The 16,482-nt window shown below is 47.1% G+C and carries 21 protein-coding genes; 9 read left to right on the forward strand and 12 right to left on the reverse strand.

The genetic code is table 11. The annotated features are described in order from the left end of the window. Positions 1-25 precede the first annotated feature (25 nt). The 8 genes from ACSAMP_RS00670 to ACSAMP_RS00705 all read right to left on the reverse strand — a co-directional run bounded on the left by ACSAMP_RS00670 (position 26) and on the right by ACSAMP_RS00705 (position 5,405). A complete protein-coding gene (locus ACSAMP_RS00670) occupies positions 26-1,048 on the reverse strand; it encodes a DUF4179 domain-containing protein (protein ID WP_055304257.1) in 1,023 nt (340 codons plus the stop codon). After that, positions 1,045-1,605, reverse strand: a complete 561-nt coding sequence (locus ACSAMP_RS00675) for an RNA polymerase sigma factor (protein WP_055304255.1) — start codon at positions 1,603-1,605, stop codon at positions 1,045-1,047. The genes ACSAMP_RS00670 and ACSAMP_RS00675 overlap by 4 nt, the downstream gene beginning before the upstream one ends. Positions 1,606-1,688: 83 nt before the next feature. Next, entirely contained in the window at positions 1,689-1,991 is a 303-nt protein-coding gene (locus tag ACSAMP_RS00680; RefSeq protein ID WP_055304253.1) for a hypothetical protein, read from the reverse strand. Between the two features lie 134 nt (positions 1,992-2,125). Next, positions 2,126-2,296, reverse strand: coding sequence for a transposon-encoded TnpW family protein (locus ACSAMP_RS00685; RefSeq protein ID WP_457799213.1), 171 nt, complete (start codon positions 2,294-2,296; stop codon positions 2,126-2,128). A gap of 36 nt (positions 2,297-2,332) precedes the next feature. Beyond that, positions 2,333-4,015 (reverse strand): recombinase family protein, encoded by a 1,683-nt coding sequence (locus ACSAMP_RS00690; protein ID WP_199720393.1) that lies wholly within the window; start codon positions 4,013-4,015, stop codon positions 2,333-2,335. 91 nt (positions 4,016-4,106) lie between these two features. Then, positions 4,107-4,280, reverse strand: coding sequence for a transposon-encoded TnpW family protein (locus tag ACSAMP_RS00695; protein WP_158565266.1), 174 nt, complete (start codon positions 4,278-4,280; stop codon positions 4,107-4,109). Between the two features lie 461 nt (positions 4,281-4,741). Next, complete coding sequence (locus ACSAMP_RS00700) at positions 4,742-4,984, reverse strand: helix-turn-helix domain-containing protein (RefSeq protein WP_002604473.1); 243 nt, start codon at positions 4,982-4,984, stop codon at positions 4,742-4,744. Further along, positions 4,968-5,405 (reverse strand): sigma-70 family RNA polymerase sigma factor, encoded by a 438-nt coding sequence (locus ACSAMP_RS00705; RefSeq protein WP_002604474.1) that lies wholly within the window; start codon positions 5,403-5,405, stop codon positions 4,968-4,970. The genes ACSAMP_RS00700 and ACSAMP_RS00705 overlap by 17 nt, the downstream gene beginning before the upstream one ends. Positions 5,406-5,893: 488 nt before the next feature. Here ACSAMP_RS00705 and ACSAMP_RS00710 point away from each other — a divergent pair, with 488 nt between their 5' ends. Together ACSAMP_RS00710 and lnu(C) are read left to right on the forward strand one after the other, a co-directional pair. Then, entirely contained in the window at positions 5,894-6,931 is a 1,038-nt protein-coding gene (locus ACSAMP_RS00710) for an IS1595-like element ISSag10 family transposase (RefSeq protein ID WP_002837184.1), read from the forward strand. Between the two features lie 23 nt (positions 6,932-6,954). Further along, positions 6,955-7,449 (forward strand): lincosamide nucleotidyltransferase Lnu(C), encoded by a 495-nt coding sequence (lnu(C), locus tag ACSAMP_RS00715; protein WP_019543803.1) that lies wholly within the window; start codon positions 6,955-6,957, stop codon positions 7,447-7,449. A 157-nt stretch (positions 7,450-7,606) separates the two neighbouring features. Here lnu(C) and rlmN read toward each other — a convergent pair whose 3' ends face one another. Beyond that, the gene (gene rlmN, locus ACSAMP_RS00720) at positions 7,607-8,593 is read right to left on the reverse strand and encodes a 23S rRNA (adenine(2503)-C(2))-methyltransferase RlmN (RefSeq protein WP_006774449.1); all 987 of its coding nucleotides are present in this window, start codon (positions 8,591-8,593) and stop codon (positions 7,607-7,609) included. Between the two features lie 16 nt (positions 8,594-8,609). Further along, positions 8,610-8,795 carry a cysteine-rich KTR domain-containing protein gene (locus tag ACSAMP_RS00725; protein ID WP_003431289.1) on the reverse strand — a complete coding sequence of 62 codons (186 nt, stop codon included), beginning with the start codon at positions 8,793-8,795 and terminating at the stop codon, positions 8,610-8,612. A gap of 385 nt (positions 8,796-9,180) precedes the next feature. Here ACSAMP_RS00725 and ACSAMP_RS00730 point away from each other — a divergent pair, with 385 nt between their 5' ends. The 6 genes from ACSAMP_RS00730 (at position 9,181) to ACSAMP_RS00755 (ending at position 13,166) form a co-directional block, all read left to right on the forward strand. Beyond that, on the forward strand, positions 9,181-9,537 hold the full coding sequence (locus ACSAMP_RS00730) for a helix-turn-helix transcriptional regulator (protein ID WP_002584957.1): 357 nt from the start codon (positions 9,181-9,183) through the stop codon (positions 9,535-9,537). Between the two features lie 240 nt (positions 9,538-9,777). Continuing rightward, entirely contained in the window at positions 9,778-10,107 is a 330-nt protein-coding gene (locus ACSAMP_RS00735) for a plasmid mobilization protein (protein ID WP_117515670.1), read from the forward strand. Next, positions 10,068-11,417 (forward strand): relaxase/mobilization nuclease domain-containing protein, encoded by a 1,350-nt coding sequence (locus ACSAMP_RS00740; RefSeq protein WP_117515668.1) that lies wholly within the window; start codon positions 10,068-10,070, stop codon positions 11,415-11,417. The genes ACSAMP_RS00735 and ACSAMP_RS00740 overlap by 40 nt, the downstream gene beginning before the upstream one ends. Positions 11,418-11,624: 207 nt before the next feature. Further along, complete coding sequence (locus ACSAMP_RS00745) at positions 11,625-11,978, forward strand: transposase (RefSeq protein ID WP_457799214.1); 354 nt, start codon at positions 11,625-11,627, stop codon at positions 11,976-11,978. Next, complete coding sequence (locus ACSAMP_RS00750) at positions 11,972-12,817, forward strand: IS3 family transposase (RefSeq protein WP_457799222.1); 846 nt, start codon at positions 11,972-11,974, stop codon at positions 12,815-12,817. The genes ACSAMP_RS00745 and ACSAMP_RS00750 overlap by 7 nt, the downstream gene beginning before the upstream one ends. A 46-nt stretch (positions 12,818-12,863) precedes the next feature. Continuing rightward, on the forward strand, positions 12,864-13,166 hold the full coding sequence (locus ACSAMP_RS00755; protein ID WP_457799215.1) for a DUF6050 family protein: 303 nt from the start codon (positions 12,864-12,866) through the stop codon (positions 13,164-13,166). A 196-nt stretch (positions 13,167-13,362) separates the two neighbouring features. Here the strand turns inward: ACSAMP_RS00755 and ACSAMP_RS00760 are convergent, their stop codons facing one another. Beyond that, positions 13,363-13,779, reverse strand: a complete 417-nt coding sequence (locus ACSAMP_RS00760; RefSeq protein ID WP_442861165.1) for a hypothetical protein — start codon at positions 13,777-13,779, stop codon at positions 13,363-13,365. Positions 13,780-14,005: 226 nt separating this feature from the next. Between ACSAMP_RS00760 and ACSAMP_RS00765 the strand changes: the two genes are divergently transcribed. Beyond that, entirely contained in the window at positions 14,006-14,236 is a 231-nt protein-coding gene (locus ACSAMP_RS00765) for a helix-turn-helix domain-containing protein (protein WP_059004488.1), read from the forward strand. A gap of 380 nt (positions 14,237-14,616) precedes the next feature. Here ACSAMP_RS00765 and ACSAMP_RS00770 read toward each other — a convergent pair whose 3' ends face one another. Beyond that, on the reverse strand, positions 14,617-16,476 hold the full coding sequence (locus tag ACSAMP_RS00770) for an antirestriction protein ArdA (protein WP_117515664.1): 1,860 nt from the start codon (positions 16,474-16,476) through the stop codon (positions 14,617-14,619). Positions 16,477-16,482: the final 6 nt, after the last annotated feature.

Below are 16,482 nucleotides of genomic sequence, written 5' to 3' on the forward strand. Positions count from 1 at the left end.
TATTTATATCGGTAACTACGAAAACTTATTGACTTATGCTTTCTAAAGGGAAAGTAACACTCCAATTTCCTTCGATATGTGTATCGCTCGTAACAAAATATCCATATACTTTATATTGGGTTAAATCAACATCTGACAAATCATAAACATATTCCACATACCGTTCTTGATGTTCACTATCAGTAGAAAATGCAATATTTGCGATACAGTGGATTTCCTCTCCTTTGTCATTTTTGAAATAGATATAGCCATGATTATCCGTTTCTAAACTATCCTCGTACTTGACTTGTATATGCAATTTCCCATCCACATATCCCATGGCTGTAATATCTACCTCAGCAATAGGGGAACACAGAATACCTGTTGTTTTCAATGCCTGAAAATTGTTTTCCATTTCATTGTAGTTTGTTCCCCCACCACCCCAAATTTGAGTCGGGGTAATTGTTTTTGGTGTAGCACTAATTTGGGTCAAATCCAAATCTGTCAATATCGCATCATATTCCTGCTTATTGCTCAGCATTTCTCGGACACAAAAAGTAATTTTCTCACCAATAATGTCTTTTTCATTCCATTGTGATATAGAAATTAGGAAAGTGGCGGTTTTTGTTTCGGTGTCATAGCTTATATTTTCACACGAACTGCTACAATCAAAAGGTGTATTGATACTAAAGCTATCAAACAAATCTGTCGTTTCATCAATTCTATCTCCGTCAATATCTTGTACGGAAATAAAAATCTTTGCTTCGCTACCCTCAACATAAGCCGAAATTACTTCAAACTTAATCCCATTATCCTCGCAGGACATACTAACAGGCTTTAACTTTTGGGCAATTGCCGGAGATACCTTGTAGAGTAGATTATAAGCTGGTCCAAAATCTGCTGCCGCTAATGCTGGAACAGACATGGTAAAAACAAGGAGCAAACTGGCTACCATAGCTCCCCATTTAATCCAAATGGGCTTCTTGACCTTTTTCTTATAGTTAAGGGCTTCGTCAATGTATTTGTTGTCAAGCTCGCTCATAGCGTCGGAAAACTTCTTTGCGTTCATATAAAGACCTCTCTTTCAATTAAATATTGTTTCATCTTTTCGCGGATACGGGTCAGCCGGACAGAGACATTTTTCTCTGAAAGCCCCACAACCTCGGCTATGTCTTTGTAGCTGTCAGAAAACCAATAGCGGCGCATGAAAATAACGCGGTTTTCAGTAGTCAGCGTATCTAAAAAACTTTCAATGATACGGGCTAATTCTTTAGCTTCAATTTCTGCTTCTACTGTGTGAGTATCTGCTACATAGGTTTCAATTTCCTCCAAAGCAATCGTGTAATGGCTGCTTCGTTTGGCTGCTTCCTTTCTCCAATAAATTTTGATTGAAATGTTCCGAACGATTTTCAGAACATAGGATAAAAGTGGGTTAGGTCGTGCAGGGGGAATAGTGTTCCATACACCTAAATAAGCGTCGTTTACACATTCCTCTGCGTTCTGCCTACTTCCTACGATATGATAGGAAAGATTGTGGCAGACTGTTCCGTATTTTATATCCAACTCCCGTATGCCTTGTTCTGAACGTTCAAAAAACATTTCTATGATTTTTTCATCCTCTATCATTGCACCGCCTCCTCTCCGGCTTCACCTATATACTACGGTTTTAACGACGAATACTACATCAAATCTCAAACTTTTTCAAAAAATTATACCACACTTCGCGTGAGATTGCTTGCGTTAGCTTTCGCCGCTTCGCTGGCGGCTCTCCGGCGTTGCTCATTGTATGGGGCGGTCAGACGGAAAGAGAAACGCCCCTTTGCAATATCAAACTCCATGCAGCCTGTTTCGTGGTCTGTGTCGGTCTGGTAGCACTCGTCGGGGTACTGCTCGGCATAAGCGGCAAGCCGCTTTTTGAGGTTGGTGTTGTGGGTGCGGATATGGATAAGGGGGTCTTTCTCGTCAAACCATATATCGGTGGTCTTTTCCTGTTTGGTAAGCCCTGTTCTCATGCAAGCTCCTTTCTGCGTCCCTGTTACGCAATAGGGGTGTTTTTCGGGTGTTTTCCTCGGCTCTTGACTTGGGGAAAACTGCGTTTTTGACGATAAAAACCGCCCAAACGGGGAATGTATCGTCGGGGCGGCTGTTATCGCAAGATTTCTGTTTTTTCCGGCTCTTGACCGTCAGACGCAGAAAAACGCAGACTGTCGGCAAGTATCGTTTTCAGCAGCTTGTCGGAGAATGTTTCTGTGGCGTTGTGGTTAAAAAACAGCTCCGCAACAAAGGTGCCTCCCGATAAGAAAACATCGTGGGGCAAGAGAGAAACGGTATAGCTTCGGCTATGCCGTTTTTCTCATTCTTGCCTTGATGAAGTAACTTTCGATACTTCCAGGGCTCCAATGCCCTTATAGTAGATGTCAATTTCCTGGGTGCGGTTCTTGCCCTTTGGATCGCTGGCGGCATGGACAACGATCTTCTCGACAAACTCATGTAAGATACATGGGGTTAATTCAGGAATTTCCGTATACCGTTCTACAACGGAGAGAAACCTTTCCACATTGGCGCTTTTTTGTTCCTCTGCTTCGATTTCATCACGGAGAGCAGCCGCTACATCTTGAAGCTGATGCTGCTCTTTCTCGTAATCGGTAGAGAGCTTTTGAAAACGCTCGTCAGAAAGTTTTCCCGAAATAGTATCTTCGTAGAGCCGCTTGAAAATGGTGTCCAGCTCTGCAATCCGCTTTTCGGCATCGGCCAATGTTTTCTGCCGTTTTGCCAAATCTTGGTTACGTTGGCGCATATCCGCATCCATGACCATCTTCACAAAATCGTCTTTGCGCTGTGATGCGAAGGAAACGATCTCGCGCAGATTTTGCAGAACCAATTCTTCCAGGATAACAGTTCGGATAGAATGTGTCTGCCCACATACATCACGGCTTTTCCGATAGCCGGAACACAGATAGTATTCCTGATCGCGCCGGAAATTGGTTGCCCTGCATTGGTACATAATGGAGCCGCAGTCGGCACAGAACATCATGCCGGAGAACATACCCATTTCTCCCATCTTTGTGGGTCGGCGCCGCGTCTGCCTTGCGAGCCTTGCTGCATCGGCAATCGCCTCCGTCCAGATGGCTTCGTGGGTATTATCAAAAATCTTCCATTCGCTTTCTGGATTGTGCAAGGTCTTTTTACTCTTGTAGGATTTTTTACGGGTTTTGAAATTAACTGTGTGCCCCAGGTATTCACGCCAGCGGTCCATGATGTCGGCAATCGTAGAAGAATCCCAAGCGTAAGGAGAACCTTTCTTTGTGACATTGGTTGTTCTGCCCTTGCTCGCATAGTAAGCAGCCGGAGTAAGAATTTTTCTTTCCGTCAGTTTTCTTGCAATCTGCGAGGGTCCCAAACCATCCATGATATAGAGACCAATTTCATAAACTACCTGGGCGGCTTCTTCATCCTTCACCCATTGCTTTTTGTCATCAGACGATTTCATGTATCCATACGGAGGCAAAACAGTCAAATGTTCTCCTGCATTGCCTTTCACTTTCATAACGGCACGGATTTTTTTGCTGGTGTCTTTAGCGTACCATTCATTGATGATATTGCGGAAGGGCATAAACTCGTTGTCACCCTGAGTGCTGTCCACACCATCATTCACCGCAATAAAGTGAATATCATGTTCGGGAAACATGATTTCCGTATACATGCCGACTTGCAGATAATCACGTCCGAAACGTGACATATCCTTGATGATGACCCTCTTGACAAGGCCAGCCTCAATGTCTGCAATCATCTGCTGAAAGCCTGGGCGGTTGAAGGTCGTACCTGAGATGCCATCATCAACATAGAATTTGAAATTGCTGTATCCATGCTCACGGGCATACTTTTCCAGGATTTTTTTCTGGTTTACAATGCTATTGCTGTCACCCTGCAATTCATCATCACGGGATAAGCGACAATACAAAGCTGTAAGTTCTTCGGAGCTCATAGCCGTGTAAGGGAATTGAAGCGCGGCAGCGGTGTTTGACTGATAATACATAAATACCTCCTATCTGGCAGTCAAACACGATATTGAAGTCCAACTTCATTATACCGCGCTTTCTTTTCCCTGTCTGCCTGTTAAGAGGTTTTCAAGTCACAGTTTGTTTCTGAACATCGGCTTTTATCAGGTTCTCCAGTTTGGAGGCTATCGTCTGATTTCCCGTTTGAGGGAAAAAAGAATTGACGATAAAGGTCGTGTTGCCGATCTTCTTTTTGCTCCGCATAGGCGGGGCATATTTATTTTCAGATTGAATTTTCTGCATAATAAGGCCCCTTTCATGCCATTTCATTAAAACCATAAAAGAGGCAGAAAACGGACGGCTGCTGGCCGCAGCTCCACGGGAATCTCACCCCGGCCCATGCTGATGGGTGCGCCGCGCAATGCTTTGAGGGCGTTCAACGCGGGAGTCTCATTATCCTGTCTGCGTATCCTCGCCCACAGGCTGCCACACCTGTTTTGCGGCCTGGTTTTGTCGCTCACCTGTTTGGTAGGGGTCCCGTCCTGCGGACTTGCAACAGGGTCATGGCGCACCGGCCGACCGGCTCCACACAGACAAATTGTATCCGTCTGCCTTATTCTGCCCGAAGGCTTTCTTTGTCAAAGAACAATAGGCTTTGTCGGCCTGCAAAAGCACATCAACAGCGGATATGCTTTTGCGGAACGACAAATAGCCCATAACGGGAAGCGTGGAAAGGGGACACGCTCCCCGCATGGGCTAAAAGATTATCCTACATGAAAAGCAAGGGTGCGGGTAATAAGGCGCACTTGCAGCCTGTTACGCATTTCCTCGTCCACATAGGAATAGGTATTGCCCGCGTCGTCTTTCAGCGTGCGGGTACAAAGTTTCGCTATGTAACCCTCGTAGTGCTTCAAGATCGCGCACATGGCGGTTGTGTCGCCGTTTGCCGCTGCGGAAATGACAGGGAACGGCAACAGATTTTCAGACTTCCTAACGGTATTCATCATCTGCTTTTCCCTCCAAATACTGTTTGATTTTCGCAAGCGCGGATTTCCTGTGCCGGAAAACCGTCGTGCGTACAACATTCAGCAGTTCGCCAATTTCCGCGTCGCTCATATCCAAGAAGTAGGACAAAAGGATAATGTCGCGTTTCCTTTCGGGCAAAGCGTTAAGGGCTTCGGCAAGCAGTTCATTTTTGACGAGTACATCAAAGCCGGACACTTGAAAACGGAAATAATCGCTTTCGTATTCGTCCGTTGTGAAAAGCTGCGCGAGTTCGCTTTCGCTCAAATCCGAAAAAGTAACTTCGCGTGCTGCGCGTTTCGCAAGAGTGCGGCGGTGGCTTTTCGCTTCGCCGACCAAAGTTTTCTTTGCTAATGCGTCGTACTGATGTTGTATTCTTTCCTTGTCGGAAGAAGATAGCTCCATAGAGTTCACCTCCTTCCCGCGTGGAGTAGAGGACGGGAGTTAAGGGCTTGTCCTCTCTGCCCCTTTCGCTCCGTACCCGTTCGGGAGATGGCTCTTGAGTGCGCTTTTCAGAAAAAAGTTGAAAAAAGCAAAATGCGCCCGTCCGCAAGACGCGGACGGGCGCAAAGGAAATGTAAGCAGTAGCTAAATGTATTGACAGTTCACATTCATAGCCGGAATATCCCGCTTGCGGAGCATAGCTTTTTTTGACCGCAAAGCATTAGGCGGGTTACAGTAAATAAAAATGGACACGGCGATACCTCCCCGATACCGCCGTATCCTTAAAAAAGGGCGACTTTAATACACTACCCGCAATCCATTCTATAATAGGGAACAGCGGCTTTTGCGCAATATTAAATAAAGGCTCTGTCACAACAAATGGTTGATTTTGACGAGAAATAGCGTATAATAATAGTAAGAAACAGTACCACCGAAGGAGGTAATTGGATATGCCTACTATCAAAGACGCATTAGATATTATCGGTAAGTTGACTGTCGCAGAGCAGGAAAGCCTTAAAACAATGCTTTTAAGTCCTGCCTTTGTAAAGTCTTTGAATATTGAAGATTTCGTAGCAAAGGAACGCTTTGCAAATGGTCGTGTATGCCCTCTTTGTGGCTGTATCCATGTGGTTCGCAATGGTCATCGTAAAGATGGCACACAGCGATATGTATGTAAGGATTGTGGCAAGTCCTTCGTGATTGCTACGAACTCCATTGTGTCTGGTACAAGAAAAGACTTGTCCGTGTGGGAGCAGTACATTGATTGTATGATGAATGGCTTATCCATTCGTAAGACTGCTGTTGCTTGTGGGATTCACAGAAACACCGCATTCCTTTGGAGACACAAGATTTTGGATGCACTTCAGAATATGGCAGACGATGTTACCCTTGACGGCATTATTGAGGCTGACGAAACTTTTTTCGCCATCTCGTACAAGGGCAATCATAGCAAGAGTAAGACATTTGCTATGCCACGCAAGGCTCATAAGCGTGGTCATTCTACACATATCAGAGGCTTGTCCCAAGAAAAGGTATGTGTTCCTTGTGCGGTTAATAGGAATGGCTTGTCTATCTCCAAGATTACGAATACTGGTAGAGTTTCTACAAGAGATTTACATCATATTTATGATGGTAGGATTAAGACCAATTCCACTCTTGTTACGGACAAGATGAACTCCTATGTGAGATTTACAAATGCCAATGGCATTGACCTTGTGCAGTTAAAGACTGGCAAAGCCAAGAAAGGCATTTATAATATCCAACATATCAATAGCTACCATAGCCAGCTAAAGAGGTTTATGCGTGGCTTTAACGGTGTTTCTACCAAGTATCTGAACAACTATCTTGTGTGGAATAACCTTGTAAATTACGCCAAAGAAAGCGACATGGAGAAAAGGAACATCTTCTTAACTTTCGTTTTGGCAACATTGAAAACTGCTAAATGCAGAGATTTATCAAACAGACCAGCAGTTCCTCTGGTCGCCTAATTAGAATTTGTGGAGATGATAAGATGGTCAATATAACAGATGTAAAACAGATTCTTCAATTTGCAATAGATGCGGAGATTAAAGTCTTTCTTGATGGTGGCTGGGGTGTAGATGCTCTTCTTGGATATCAGTCAAGAGCCCATAATGATATTGACATTTTTGTAGAAAAGAACGATTATCAGAACTTTATAGAAATAATGAAAGCTAATGGCTTTTATGAGATTAAGATGGAATATACAACATTGAACCATACTGTATGGGAAGATTTGAAAAACAGAATTATTGATTTGCATTGTTTTGAATATACGGACGAAGGTGAAATTCTTTATGATGGGGATTGTTTTCCGGTAGAAACTTTTTCGGGTAAAGGAAGAATTGAGGAAATAGAGGTTTCCTGTATTGAACCATATAGTCAAGTAATGTTCCATCTGGGATACGAGTTTGATGAAAATGATGCACATGATGTGAAGTTATTGTGTGAGACACTTCATATCGAAATTCCAAATGAGTATAGATAACTGCAAATAACAGTTTGTAGGGGAGTTCTGATACTCCCCTATAAAAATGGCTATTTATCAACTGTTTGTTGTGACATAGCCTAAATAAAAAAGCCGATAACACATAGGTTTTTTGACCTAATGCGTTATCGGCTCTGCGTCTATGCGTCTGGCACTTTTAATCATTTTTTTTGAATTTATTATATGTGTTAGCTAACTGTCCACAAGCCGCGTTAATCTCTCTGCCATGAGAAACTCTCATAGTAACTTCAAGTCCTGCTTGCTCTAATTGATGTTTGAATGCAACTATTTCCCGTTTCTGTGGTGCTTTAATTCTTGAATTGCTTGTTGGGTTGTATTGTAACACGTTAATCATAACTTTTTTGCCCCGAAACCATTTTGCAAGTTGTCTTACATCTGAGGGCCGGTCATTTATACCCGGTAAAAGCAAATACGCAAAGACAATTTTGCGATTATGCCTTTCAGAATAGGATAAGGCTTGCTTAACAACATCTTCAATAGCATATATGCGCATGTGAGGAATAATACGATTTCTTGCAGATTGTGTTGCTGCGTGTAAAGATATTGTCAACTGAATTTTAAGATGTTCCTCGCGCAATTTTTTTAATTGATCGACCGGACCAACTGTTGATATGGTAATGCCGTCGGTTGGAAAGTTGAGCCCATATCTATCTCGGAGAATATGGATTGCTTTTATCAAGTTGTCATAATTGAATAAAGGCTCTCCCATACCCATAAAAACGATACGGTTTACTTTTCGACGCAACAATATAATCTGTTGTACGATTTCTGACGATGTTAGATTACGAACAAAGCCATTTCGCCCGGACTCACAAAAAATACAACCAACAGGACAACCGACTTGTGTGCTCACGCAAACAGTTCCACCATCTCGCCGCTTGATAAAAACCGTTTCAATGTATTTGTTGTCTTTCAGTTCGTAAACATACTTTTCAGTATCACTGCTTTTGCAAATATTTTTTACCAACATTGATAGATTTTTTTTGCGTGGTAATTGCTTATATAATTCTTCATATAAGGCTTTTGCTTCATTCTCGCCAATAACTTCCGACATTTCTTTGTAAGTAAATCCGTATGGATCATTCCGTACTTCCGCAGGCGTATATTTAGGTAAACGTTTCATTTTTATATCCTTTCTTCTAAATAATAAAAGTTTGTTTTTCTGTATTTTTGATTACAATCTCTAATTTTTCTACATCAATGATATGCGTCAATTTGCATTTAGGGCAGAAAAGAGGAAAATCTTTTAATACAGTATTATGAAATACTTGAACTCTCGTCTTTCCGTTACAAATCGGACATTTTATCCAATATTTTTTAAGCATTATATTTCACTCGTCAAAATGCAGGTCAATCCTCAACATGAGCATTGACCTGCATTTATAATGCACAGAGCAGTACAACAAAACTAAGGCATAGCTTGCACTATGTCTATACTATATCTATACGTCGTTAGTTTTTTGTATAGCATCCGCAAAATAAGCATGACAAAAAAGCCCATGTTGAAAATGGGAAAATCCTTTTTTTCAATGCTTATCTAATACGCATGCTATGCAACATAAACGCCGCCTCCTTTTACATAAATTTTATTTTATCAGAAAATCAGTCTACTGTCAATACACAACAGGAAGTATTTAACCTAATGATATGAATTGTGTGGACATATCCAAAAAGAAAGGTGAACTGTAAAATGTAACAGGGTGAATGAAAATGGCAAAAAGACCCGTACCATTGTACGACTTTAAGGCTTTCGGGGCAGCTATAAAAGCCGCGAGAAATGAATACGGCGAGAGCCGCAAAAAGGTAAGCGACGAGTTATATATTTCCCCGCGCTACCTTGCGAATATCGAGAACAAGGGACAACAGCCGAGTTTACAGGTATTCTATGACCTTGTAACCCGGTATCATATTTCGGTAGATCAATTTTTCTTCCCGAACAGCAATGCGGAGAAATCCACCGGGCGGCGGCAGCTTGACGCGCTGCTGGACGGTATGAGCGATAAAGGCATACGGATTGTAACCGCAACAGCAAGGGAGATAACGGAAGTCGAAAAAGCAGAGGATTAACCTCACAATATGAGAAATCGGGAGATTGCAGCGCATGGCGGCTGCAATCTTTTTTTGCGTCCAAAATCAAAGGAACGCGCAACAAATACCGCCTTTCGGTAGGGGTATGGAGTAGATAGCAAGCACAGCAAACGAGTACCCGCTTGCGATTTTTGGCTTTAGGGAACCCTCTCCCTAAACCCGAAAAATGCTTGTTGGGAACATCCCAAACCCTGATACGAAAAGAGGCGAGATACCACGATGGCAAACCGAAAACGAAATATCCAGGTGAAGTTCTATGTGACCGCCGAGGAAAAGGAACTGATGGAACAGAAGATGGCCCAGCTCCAGACAAAGCGGATCGGCGCCTACCTGCGGAAGATGGCGATTGACGGATATATCATCCAGGTGGACACCAGGGACATTAAGGAGATGAACAAACTTCTGTCCGCCATTGGCCGGAACATCAATCAGATTGCCAAGCGGGTCAACGCCGGAGGCCCCACCTATCAGGCCGACATGGAGGAAATCCGGGAAAGGCTGGATCAGATATGGCAGTTACAAAGACGCATCCTATTAAGTCAACGCTGAAAGCTGCGATTGACTATATCTGCAATCCTGACAAGACGGACGGGAAGCTGTTGGTGTCCTCCTTCGGCTGCGCCGCCGAGACCGCCGACATTGAATTTGAATGGACACGCCGCCATTCCATCGACAAGGGCACACACCTGGGCCGTCACCTGATCCAAGCCTTTGAACCTGGGGAGGTCATGCCAGAGGAAGCCCACCGGATCGGCATGGAACTGGCACGGGAGGTCCTGGGCGGCAAATATGAATTTGTCCTCACCACTCACATTGACAAGGATCACGTCCATAATCACCTGATTTTCAATGCGGTCAGCTTCACCGACCACAAGCACTACCATTCCAACAAGCGCAGCTATCACGAGATACGCCGGGCCAGCGACCGGCTGTGCAAAGAACACGGCTTGTCCGTCATCGTCCCTGGCCGGGATAAGGGCAAGAGCTACATTGAGCATCAGGCCGCACAGAACGGCACCAGCTACAAGGCAAAGCTGAAAGCCGCCATCGACCGGCTGATCCCCGTGTCCTCCAGCCTGGAAGATTTGCTTGCCCGGTTGCAGCGGGAAGGGTACGAAATCAAGCGGGGAAAGTATATCTCCGCCAGGGCGCCGGACCAGGAGAGGTTCACCCGGCTCAAAACCCTGGGCGCCGATTACACGGAAGCAGCCGTTGTCTCCCGCATTGCCGGAGGTCCCAGGCCCTCCAGACAGCCCCAACAGCGCAGCGGGAAGGTCAGCCTGCTCATTGACATTCAGAACAATATCAAGGCCCAGCAGAGTGCCGGATACCAGCGGTGGGCAACCATCGAGAATCTGAAACGGGCGGCCGCCACCATGAACTTTCTCACCGAACACGGCATCGGCAGCTATGAGGAATTGGTGGAACGGTGTGACGCCGTTGCCGCCGCCTCCATCCGTACCAGGGAAAGTCTGCGGGATACGGAACAGCGGATCGCCGACCTTGCCCTCCTGGGAAAGCAGATCGACACCTACCGCAAGCTGAAACCTGTCTATGACCGATACAAGGCATCAAAGGACAAGGAAAAATTCCTGCGCGGCTTTGAGAGCGAGATTATCTTATTCGAGGCGGCCGCCAGGGAAATCAAAAAGGCCGGGCTCACCAAACTTCCTTCCTCCGATAAGGTGAAAGCAGAACTGGAAGGACTCTCCGCCCGCAAGGCCGCCCTGCAAACGGAACTTCGGAAGATACAACGGGAGGAAAAGGAATATGACACCCTCCGCCAGAATGTGGACGCCCTGCTGGAAAGGCCGAAGGAACAGGAACAGCAGCGGCAGCGGAGCAACGACTTGGAGTAACGGGGATTGGGCGCTTTTGACAGTCTTTGCAAAACCCCTGGGCGCATGGTTATCCGGCTGATATAATGGAACCAGGAATGGAGGTGCTGACTGTGACGAAATCCGAAGTAATCAAAGAGTTTTTCAAAAAGAGCGTGCTGCCCGTGTGAACTGCACCCCATTTGTTAGACAGTATGGTATACTATCTAACAAGTGGGGTGTTTTGCTATGCCAAAAGGAGTACCAAACAAACGATATACGCCGGAATTCAAAAAACTGGTGATTGAAACCATGCAGAAAGAGAAATTGAGTTACAGCGAAACCTGCCGTAGATTTGAGGTAAACAGTAGAGATCGAATCAAATCATGGGAGCGAATCTACCTGGAAGAAGGGCCGGAAGGGTTAGCCATCGAACGGCGTGGCCGCAGCAGTAAGGGTCGTCCGCCAAAGCAGCTGCCGAAGCAGGTGGAAGAAGATCTGCTGGCCGAAGTGCAGCGACTGCGTGCGGAGAACGATTACCTAAAAAACTTGCAAGCCTTGGTTTTGGAAGACGAGCGACGCCAGCGCAGAAAACGCTGGTAGTTCAGAAGCTAAGGCAAAAACACGCACTCAGTATTCTGCTCTCAATCGCTCAGCTGCCCCGTGCAACTTTCTACTATCATTTGAAGCAGATGCAGAGAGAAGACAAATATGCATCTGTTAAGGAAGAAATCGCAGCAATTTACCACGAAAACAGGGGCCGGTACGGCTATCGCCGGATCACGGCAGAACTTCGCAAGCGTAAATTCTCTGTGAACCACAAGACTGTCCAGCGGCTCATGAAGAAGCTGGGCTTAGTTTGTCGTGTCAGGATGAAAAAATATCGTTCCTACAAGGGAGAAGTAGGCAAAATTGCACCAAATTTGCTAAATCGGGATTTTCATGTCGAAAAGCCGAATCAGAAATGGGTCACGGATGTGACGGAGTTCAGCCTGTTTGGAGAGAAGCTCTATCTGTCCCCGATTCTCGATCTGTGCAGCAGCGATCTGGTCAGTTACACCATATCGGATCGTCCTGTACTCAGCATGGTAACCACCATGCTGGACGAGGCGTTTGCAAAGATCCCGGCCGGAACAAACCTGATTCTCCATTCTGACCAGGGCTGGCAGTACCAACACAAACAATACCAACAGATGCTCCGGGAGAAAGGTGTTCGCCAGAGCATGAGCCGGAAAGGAAACTGTCTGGACAACGCCGTGATAGAGAATTTCTTCGGCTTACTCAAAAGTGAACTGCTGTATTTGCAGGAGTTCCGCTCCATGGAACACTTCAAACTGGAACTGATCGAATATCTGGATTACTACAACAACCGCCGCATCAAGGCAAAGCTAAAGGGCTTGCCGCCTGCAATTCACAGACAGCAAGCCCTTTCGGCTGCTTGAACAATTTTTACTTCAAAATATTGTCTAACTTTTGGGGGTCACTTCAGTGGCGGTGGCGGCTTTGCTGTACTGCATTTTCAAATCCGTCTGCACAAAAGATGGAGTCACCGACTATGTATGGCTGTTCATCCTTTGCGGTCTGCCTTTTGGCATCCCACGGATGTTTGCCTGGATCGTGCCGGGCGGCTCTTTGGGAACCGCCCTTCCGTTGTTTCTGCTGAACTTTATTATTGGCGGAGTGATCGGCGGTTTCGTCCTGGTCTGGCGACTGCTGGTGTCTACCTGGTATATTCCCTTGACCATCTATCGACTGTTCATAACAAGAGGGACTTCCTATATTCCAGAATAGCACTATGGAAATGTGGAAAACGGCCGCTCCACCGATGGAAAACAAATATTTACGACCTGATGGAAAAGCTGTCAGCTTTCCCACAGCCCGCAAACACTGTTTCCCACAGCGCCGCCCCTTTGACCGTTTACACACATTCCCACAGCGCCTACTACTGCTACTGAAAATGAGCGCCATCACCGAAAGATGATGGCGCTCATTCTTTTTCTCCGTATCCTTCCCCAGCAAGATTTAGTATATTCTTTTTTTCTTTCTGCGCATAGCGCATGGTCTGATAAGCTCCGCCGCCTGTATGGTCCACATAGAATACAACGAGATTGCTTCGCTTCACCATCTGCCGGTTGCGAATTTGAAAAGCGCCTTTTGGATGGCTGCTGGCCGCGCTGCCGCATATCTCGATTTCATCATAATAGGTTTCAAAGTTTTCCATATTGTTGCGCAGCTCCGCCGTGGGATATGGCAGTATCCAAATCAAGGAACTGTTGTCATCCCGAACAAGTCGCTGCTGGCGTTTGACAGCGGAGGAAACGATCTGGTCAAAATCTCCGTCCCGTCCGACCAGGAACTCCACATACTCCTTTTCCAAAAGCAGCGCATGAACCAGCGCCTCCACACGATCCTCCGCCTCACGAAACTCCGGGATGATCCGGTGTCCAAAAAAACTAACAGTAAATATGTTCACGGTTCTATCTTCGCCATTTTCAAGCCAGTCCCTCCAACAAAGTAAACAATCCACTTCTCATTATATACAAACATTGACTTAAAGTAAATAATTCTTTAATTGGTCTCAATTATAATTTACCTGTTTTGTTGGTAGCATAATATCAGGAGGTGATATTATGCAAACGGAGTTTCCAGAACGCTATATCACTTTGGGCTTGAAGATCGCATATTACAGAAAAAAGGCGGGGATGACACAGGAGGTCCTTGCGGAGAGGATCGGGAAAAGTGTCAACTTCGTTGGTCAGGTAGAAGGAACAGGTACGGTTCGTGGCGTATCTCTTGAAACATTGTTCAAGATCGCCCAAGTGCTGAAAATCCCGCCCTCCAAGCTGTTAGAGGATGACTGATCGACTGCGACGCAGCCAGAACAAAAAAAGAATGGGAGCGCCAACCTCGGATAACTGCATCCGATGTTGACGCTCCCATTTTGCTTGATAAAAGGTGAAAATCCGGCGTTTTTCCTATGCAGAAACGCCCTGCCGCTCCACATGGGAAATCATACTGCCCCTACACGGAAAAGCCGTCACAGCCGGTTTCTTTGACTGTTTTGAACCCTAATTCCCGCACTTTTTGGAACGGAGGGAAAGATAGTGCGGACAGGACAACACCACCGCCCGGAAACTCTGCTTGCAGGGATGGATACAGCCCTTGCATAGCTTGTTATACTGGCGTCTGCCGTTCTCGCCCAGGAAGAACGCCCATTCCAGACGCCATTTCTTGCTCCGGCTCATAAGTCGCCCAGCTCCGGGGGCTTCTTCTGCGGGGCAGGCTTGTCCGGGCTTTTCCGTTCCGCGCACTCCCGTTTTGCGTCCTCCAGTCGCTCCCGGATGGAAGGCTTTTTCTCCGGCGTGGTCCTGCGCGCCTCGGTCTGGGCTTTCTCCAATTCCTCACCACGGCGGCCGTTGTTGATGATCCCGTCGATCATGCCGTAGTCATCCTCCAGGGTCATTTCCGCCGTGCGCAGCGGGTTTTCCGGCTCCACGGGAACGGATACGATCTGCCCGTTGATGCTGGCGAACAGCTCCGGCCGCTTGAATTGCTCGGTGTATTTCTGGATCATGTCCGGGGGCAGGGACGCAAAACTCTCCGGCCCCAGGCCCACCACCAAGAAGGTGCCCGCCACAATGTCGTAAATCTCCCCATGCTCGTCCCGGAGAGAGCGGTTCAGGTCCAGACCGATGAGCTTGCCCTCGTCGTTCAGCACCAGCCCCACCGGATCGTCAAAGGGATAGGAGGCGGCAATGTCGCCGCCCACCTCCGCTTGCAGCGCATGGAGGCCGGGGTCGATTTCCTTCACATAGGGTTCCTTCATGGGCTCCACCACCAGGACAGTCAACTTCTCCGGCGCGGTATGTTCGGGTGCGTCTCCGCTGGGGATGGCAAAGGCGCGGCTGCCGTTGGCCATGATGAGATACTTTCCGTCCTCGGACTCGTGGTGGAAACCGTATCCGGCCGCCTCCATCTGTTCCCGGCTCATATCCGTCACATGGAAGGTGCCCCTGGGAGTCCGCACCGTCTCGCCGGTCTCTCGGTCATCCGGGGTGGGCGCCGCTTGCTGCCCGTACAACTCCGCTTCATACTCCCGGTTTGCCTGCTCCGCAAAGGACAGCATCTCGTCCACATGGGACTGATCCGGGTTTTCAATGGCCTCCCGGATCGCCTGGGGGTCCACATCCAGAAATTCCTCATAGCCGGTGGCGTCCTTGAACTTCTCGATCTCCGAAGGCAGATAGTCCTCCTGGGTCTGCCCCAGGGCGGCCAGTTTCTCGTCCAGGGCGGAGATGCGCCCGGCCATCAGGTTTTCGTAGATTTCTTCCTTTGCCGCGTGTTCCTCCGGGTGCTCGGCGGCATACTGCGGATCGTTCTGCCGGAAAAACTCGTCCATATCGTAGGCAAGGTCCATGGCCCATTCCGAAATTTCTTCTTCGGGGATGTCATCCTGGAAGGTCATTACTCGGTATTCCTCCGGGATGCTACCGCGCTCACCATCGTAATACTCATGGAAGCTGTCCCCGGTATCCCGCACATAGCCCAGGTCGGTGAACTGGCCGCTTTCCTCCAGGGCGATGTCCCGCCCGTAGGCTTCATAGTCGATGTAATTGCGCAGATGCTCCGGCACCTGCATGGCGTCCAGTTCCTCGATATAATACCGGCCCAGATCATCGTGGTCATGGATGTCGGGGTAAACATCGTAACAGTCCAGGTTTTCCGTCAGGTTGATAAGCTCCTGGATGCTGCCCGTGTGATCGCCGATCTCCATAGCCGCCTGAAACCGCTCATATTCATCCTGGCTCATATCATCCAGTTTGGAAGCCAGGTAGTTCAGCTCGTCCAGGTTTGCATACTCACCCAGCAGGTCATAGAGGCCGTCCACATAGCAGTCGTAGTCCGTGATGAACCATTCCTCATAGGTCTGCCCGAAGTCGTCCTTCGCACCGATCCCGATACGCTCAAAGACCTTTTTCAGTTCCTCCGCCGTGGTGGGGAACTTCACCCATTCGCCCACAAGGGCACCCTCGTTATATTTGCCCAGGTTGGTGATGAAAGCGGCAAAGGGATAATCTTTGTCATAGTCATAATGGGGCATAACGAC

It is taken from the genome of Flintibacter sp. SJQ-8 (genome assembly GCF_054108085.1).

What these genes read in the sequence shown, in the direction of transcription:
- ACSAMP_RS00675 (WP_055304255.1), bottom strand. Translation starts at nt 1,605, where the DNA reads ATGATAGAGGATGAAAAAATCATAGAAATGTTTTTTGAACGTTCAGAA.
- ACSAMP_RS00700 (WP_002604473.1), bottom strand. Translation starts at nt 4,984, where the DNA reads ATGATGAATACCGTTAGGAAGTCTGAAAATCTGTTGCCGTTCCCTGTC.
- ACSAMP_RS00745 (WP_457799214.1), top strand. Translation starts at nt 11,625, where the DNA reads ATGCCAAAAGGAGTACCAAACAAACGATATACGCCGGAATTCAAAAAA.
- ACSAMP_RS00730 (WP_002584957.1), top strand. Translation starts at nt 9,181, where the DNA reads ATGGCAAAAAGACCCGTACCATTGTACGACTTTAAGGCTTTCGGGGCA.
- ACSAMP_RS00740 (WP_117515668.1), top strand. Translation starts at nt 10,068, where the DNA reads ATGGCAGTTACAAAGACGCATCCTATTAAGTCAACGCTGAAAGCTGCG.
- ACSAMP_RS00695 (WP_158565266.1), bottom strand. Translation starts at nt 4,280, where the DNA reads ATGCAGAAAATTCAATCTGAAAATAAATATGCCCCGCCTATGCGGAGC.
- ACSAMP_RS00680 (WP_055304253.1), bottom strand. Translation starts at nt 1,991, where the DNA reads ATGAGAACAGGGCTTACCAAACAGGAAAAGACCACCGATATATGGTTT.
- ACSAMP_RS00690 (WP_199720393.1), bottom strand. Translation starts at nt 4,015, where the DNA reads ATGTATTATCAGTCAAACACCGCTGCCGCGCTTCAATTCCCTTACACG.
- ACSAMP_RS00770 (WP_117515664.1), bottom strand. Translation starts at nt 16,476, where the DNA reads ATGCCCCATTATGACTATGACAAAGATTATCCCTTTGCCGCTTTCATC.
- ACSAMP_RS00670 (WP_055304257.1), bottom strand. Translation starts at nt 1,048, where the DNA reads ATGAACGCAAAGAAGTTTTCCGACGCTATGAGCGAGCTTGACAACAAA.
- ACSAMP_RS00710 (WP_002837184.1), top strand. Translation starts at nt 5,894, where the DNA reads ATGCCTACTATCAAAGACGCATTAGATATTATCGGTAAGTTGACTGTC.
- ACSAMP_RS00705 (WP_002604474.1), bottom strand. Translation starts at nt 5,405, where the DNA reads ATGGAGCTATCTTCTTCCGACAAGGAAAGAATACAACATCAGTACGAC.
- rlmN (WP_006774449.1), bottom strand. Translation starts at nt 8,593, where the DNA reads ATGAAACGTTTACCTAAATATACGCCTGCGGAAGTACGGAATGATCCA.
- ACSAMP_RS00735 (WP_117515670.1), top strand. Translation starts at nt 9,778, where the DNA reads ATGGCAAACCGAAAACGAAATATCCAGGTGAAGTTCTATGTGACCGCC.
- ACSAMP_RS00765 (WP_059004488.1), top strand. Translation starts at nt 14,006, where the DNA reads ATGCAAACGGAGTTTCCAGAACGCTATATCACTTTGGGCTTGAAGATC.
- ACSAMP_RS00725 (WP_003431289.1), bottom strand. Translation starts at nt 8,795, where the DNA reads ATGCTTAAAAAATATTGGATAAAATGTCCGATTTGTAACGGAAAGACG.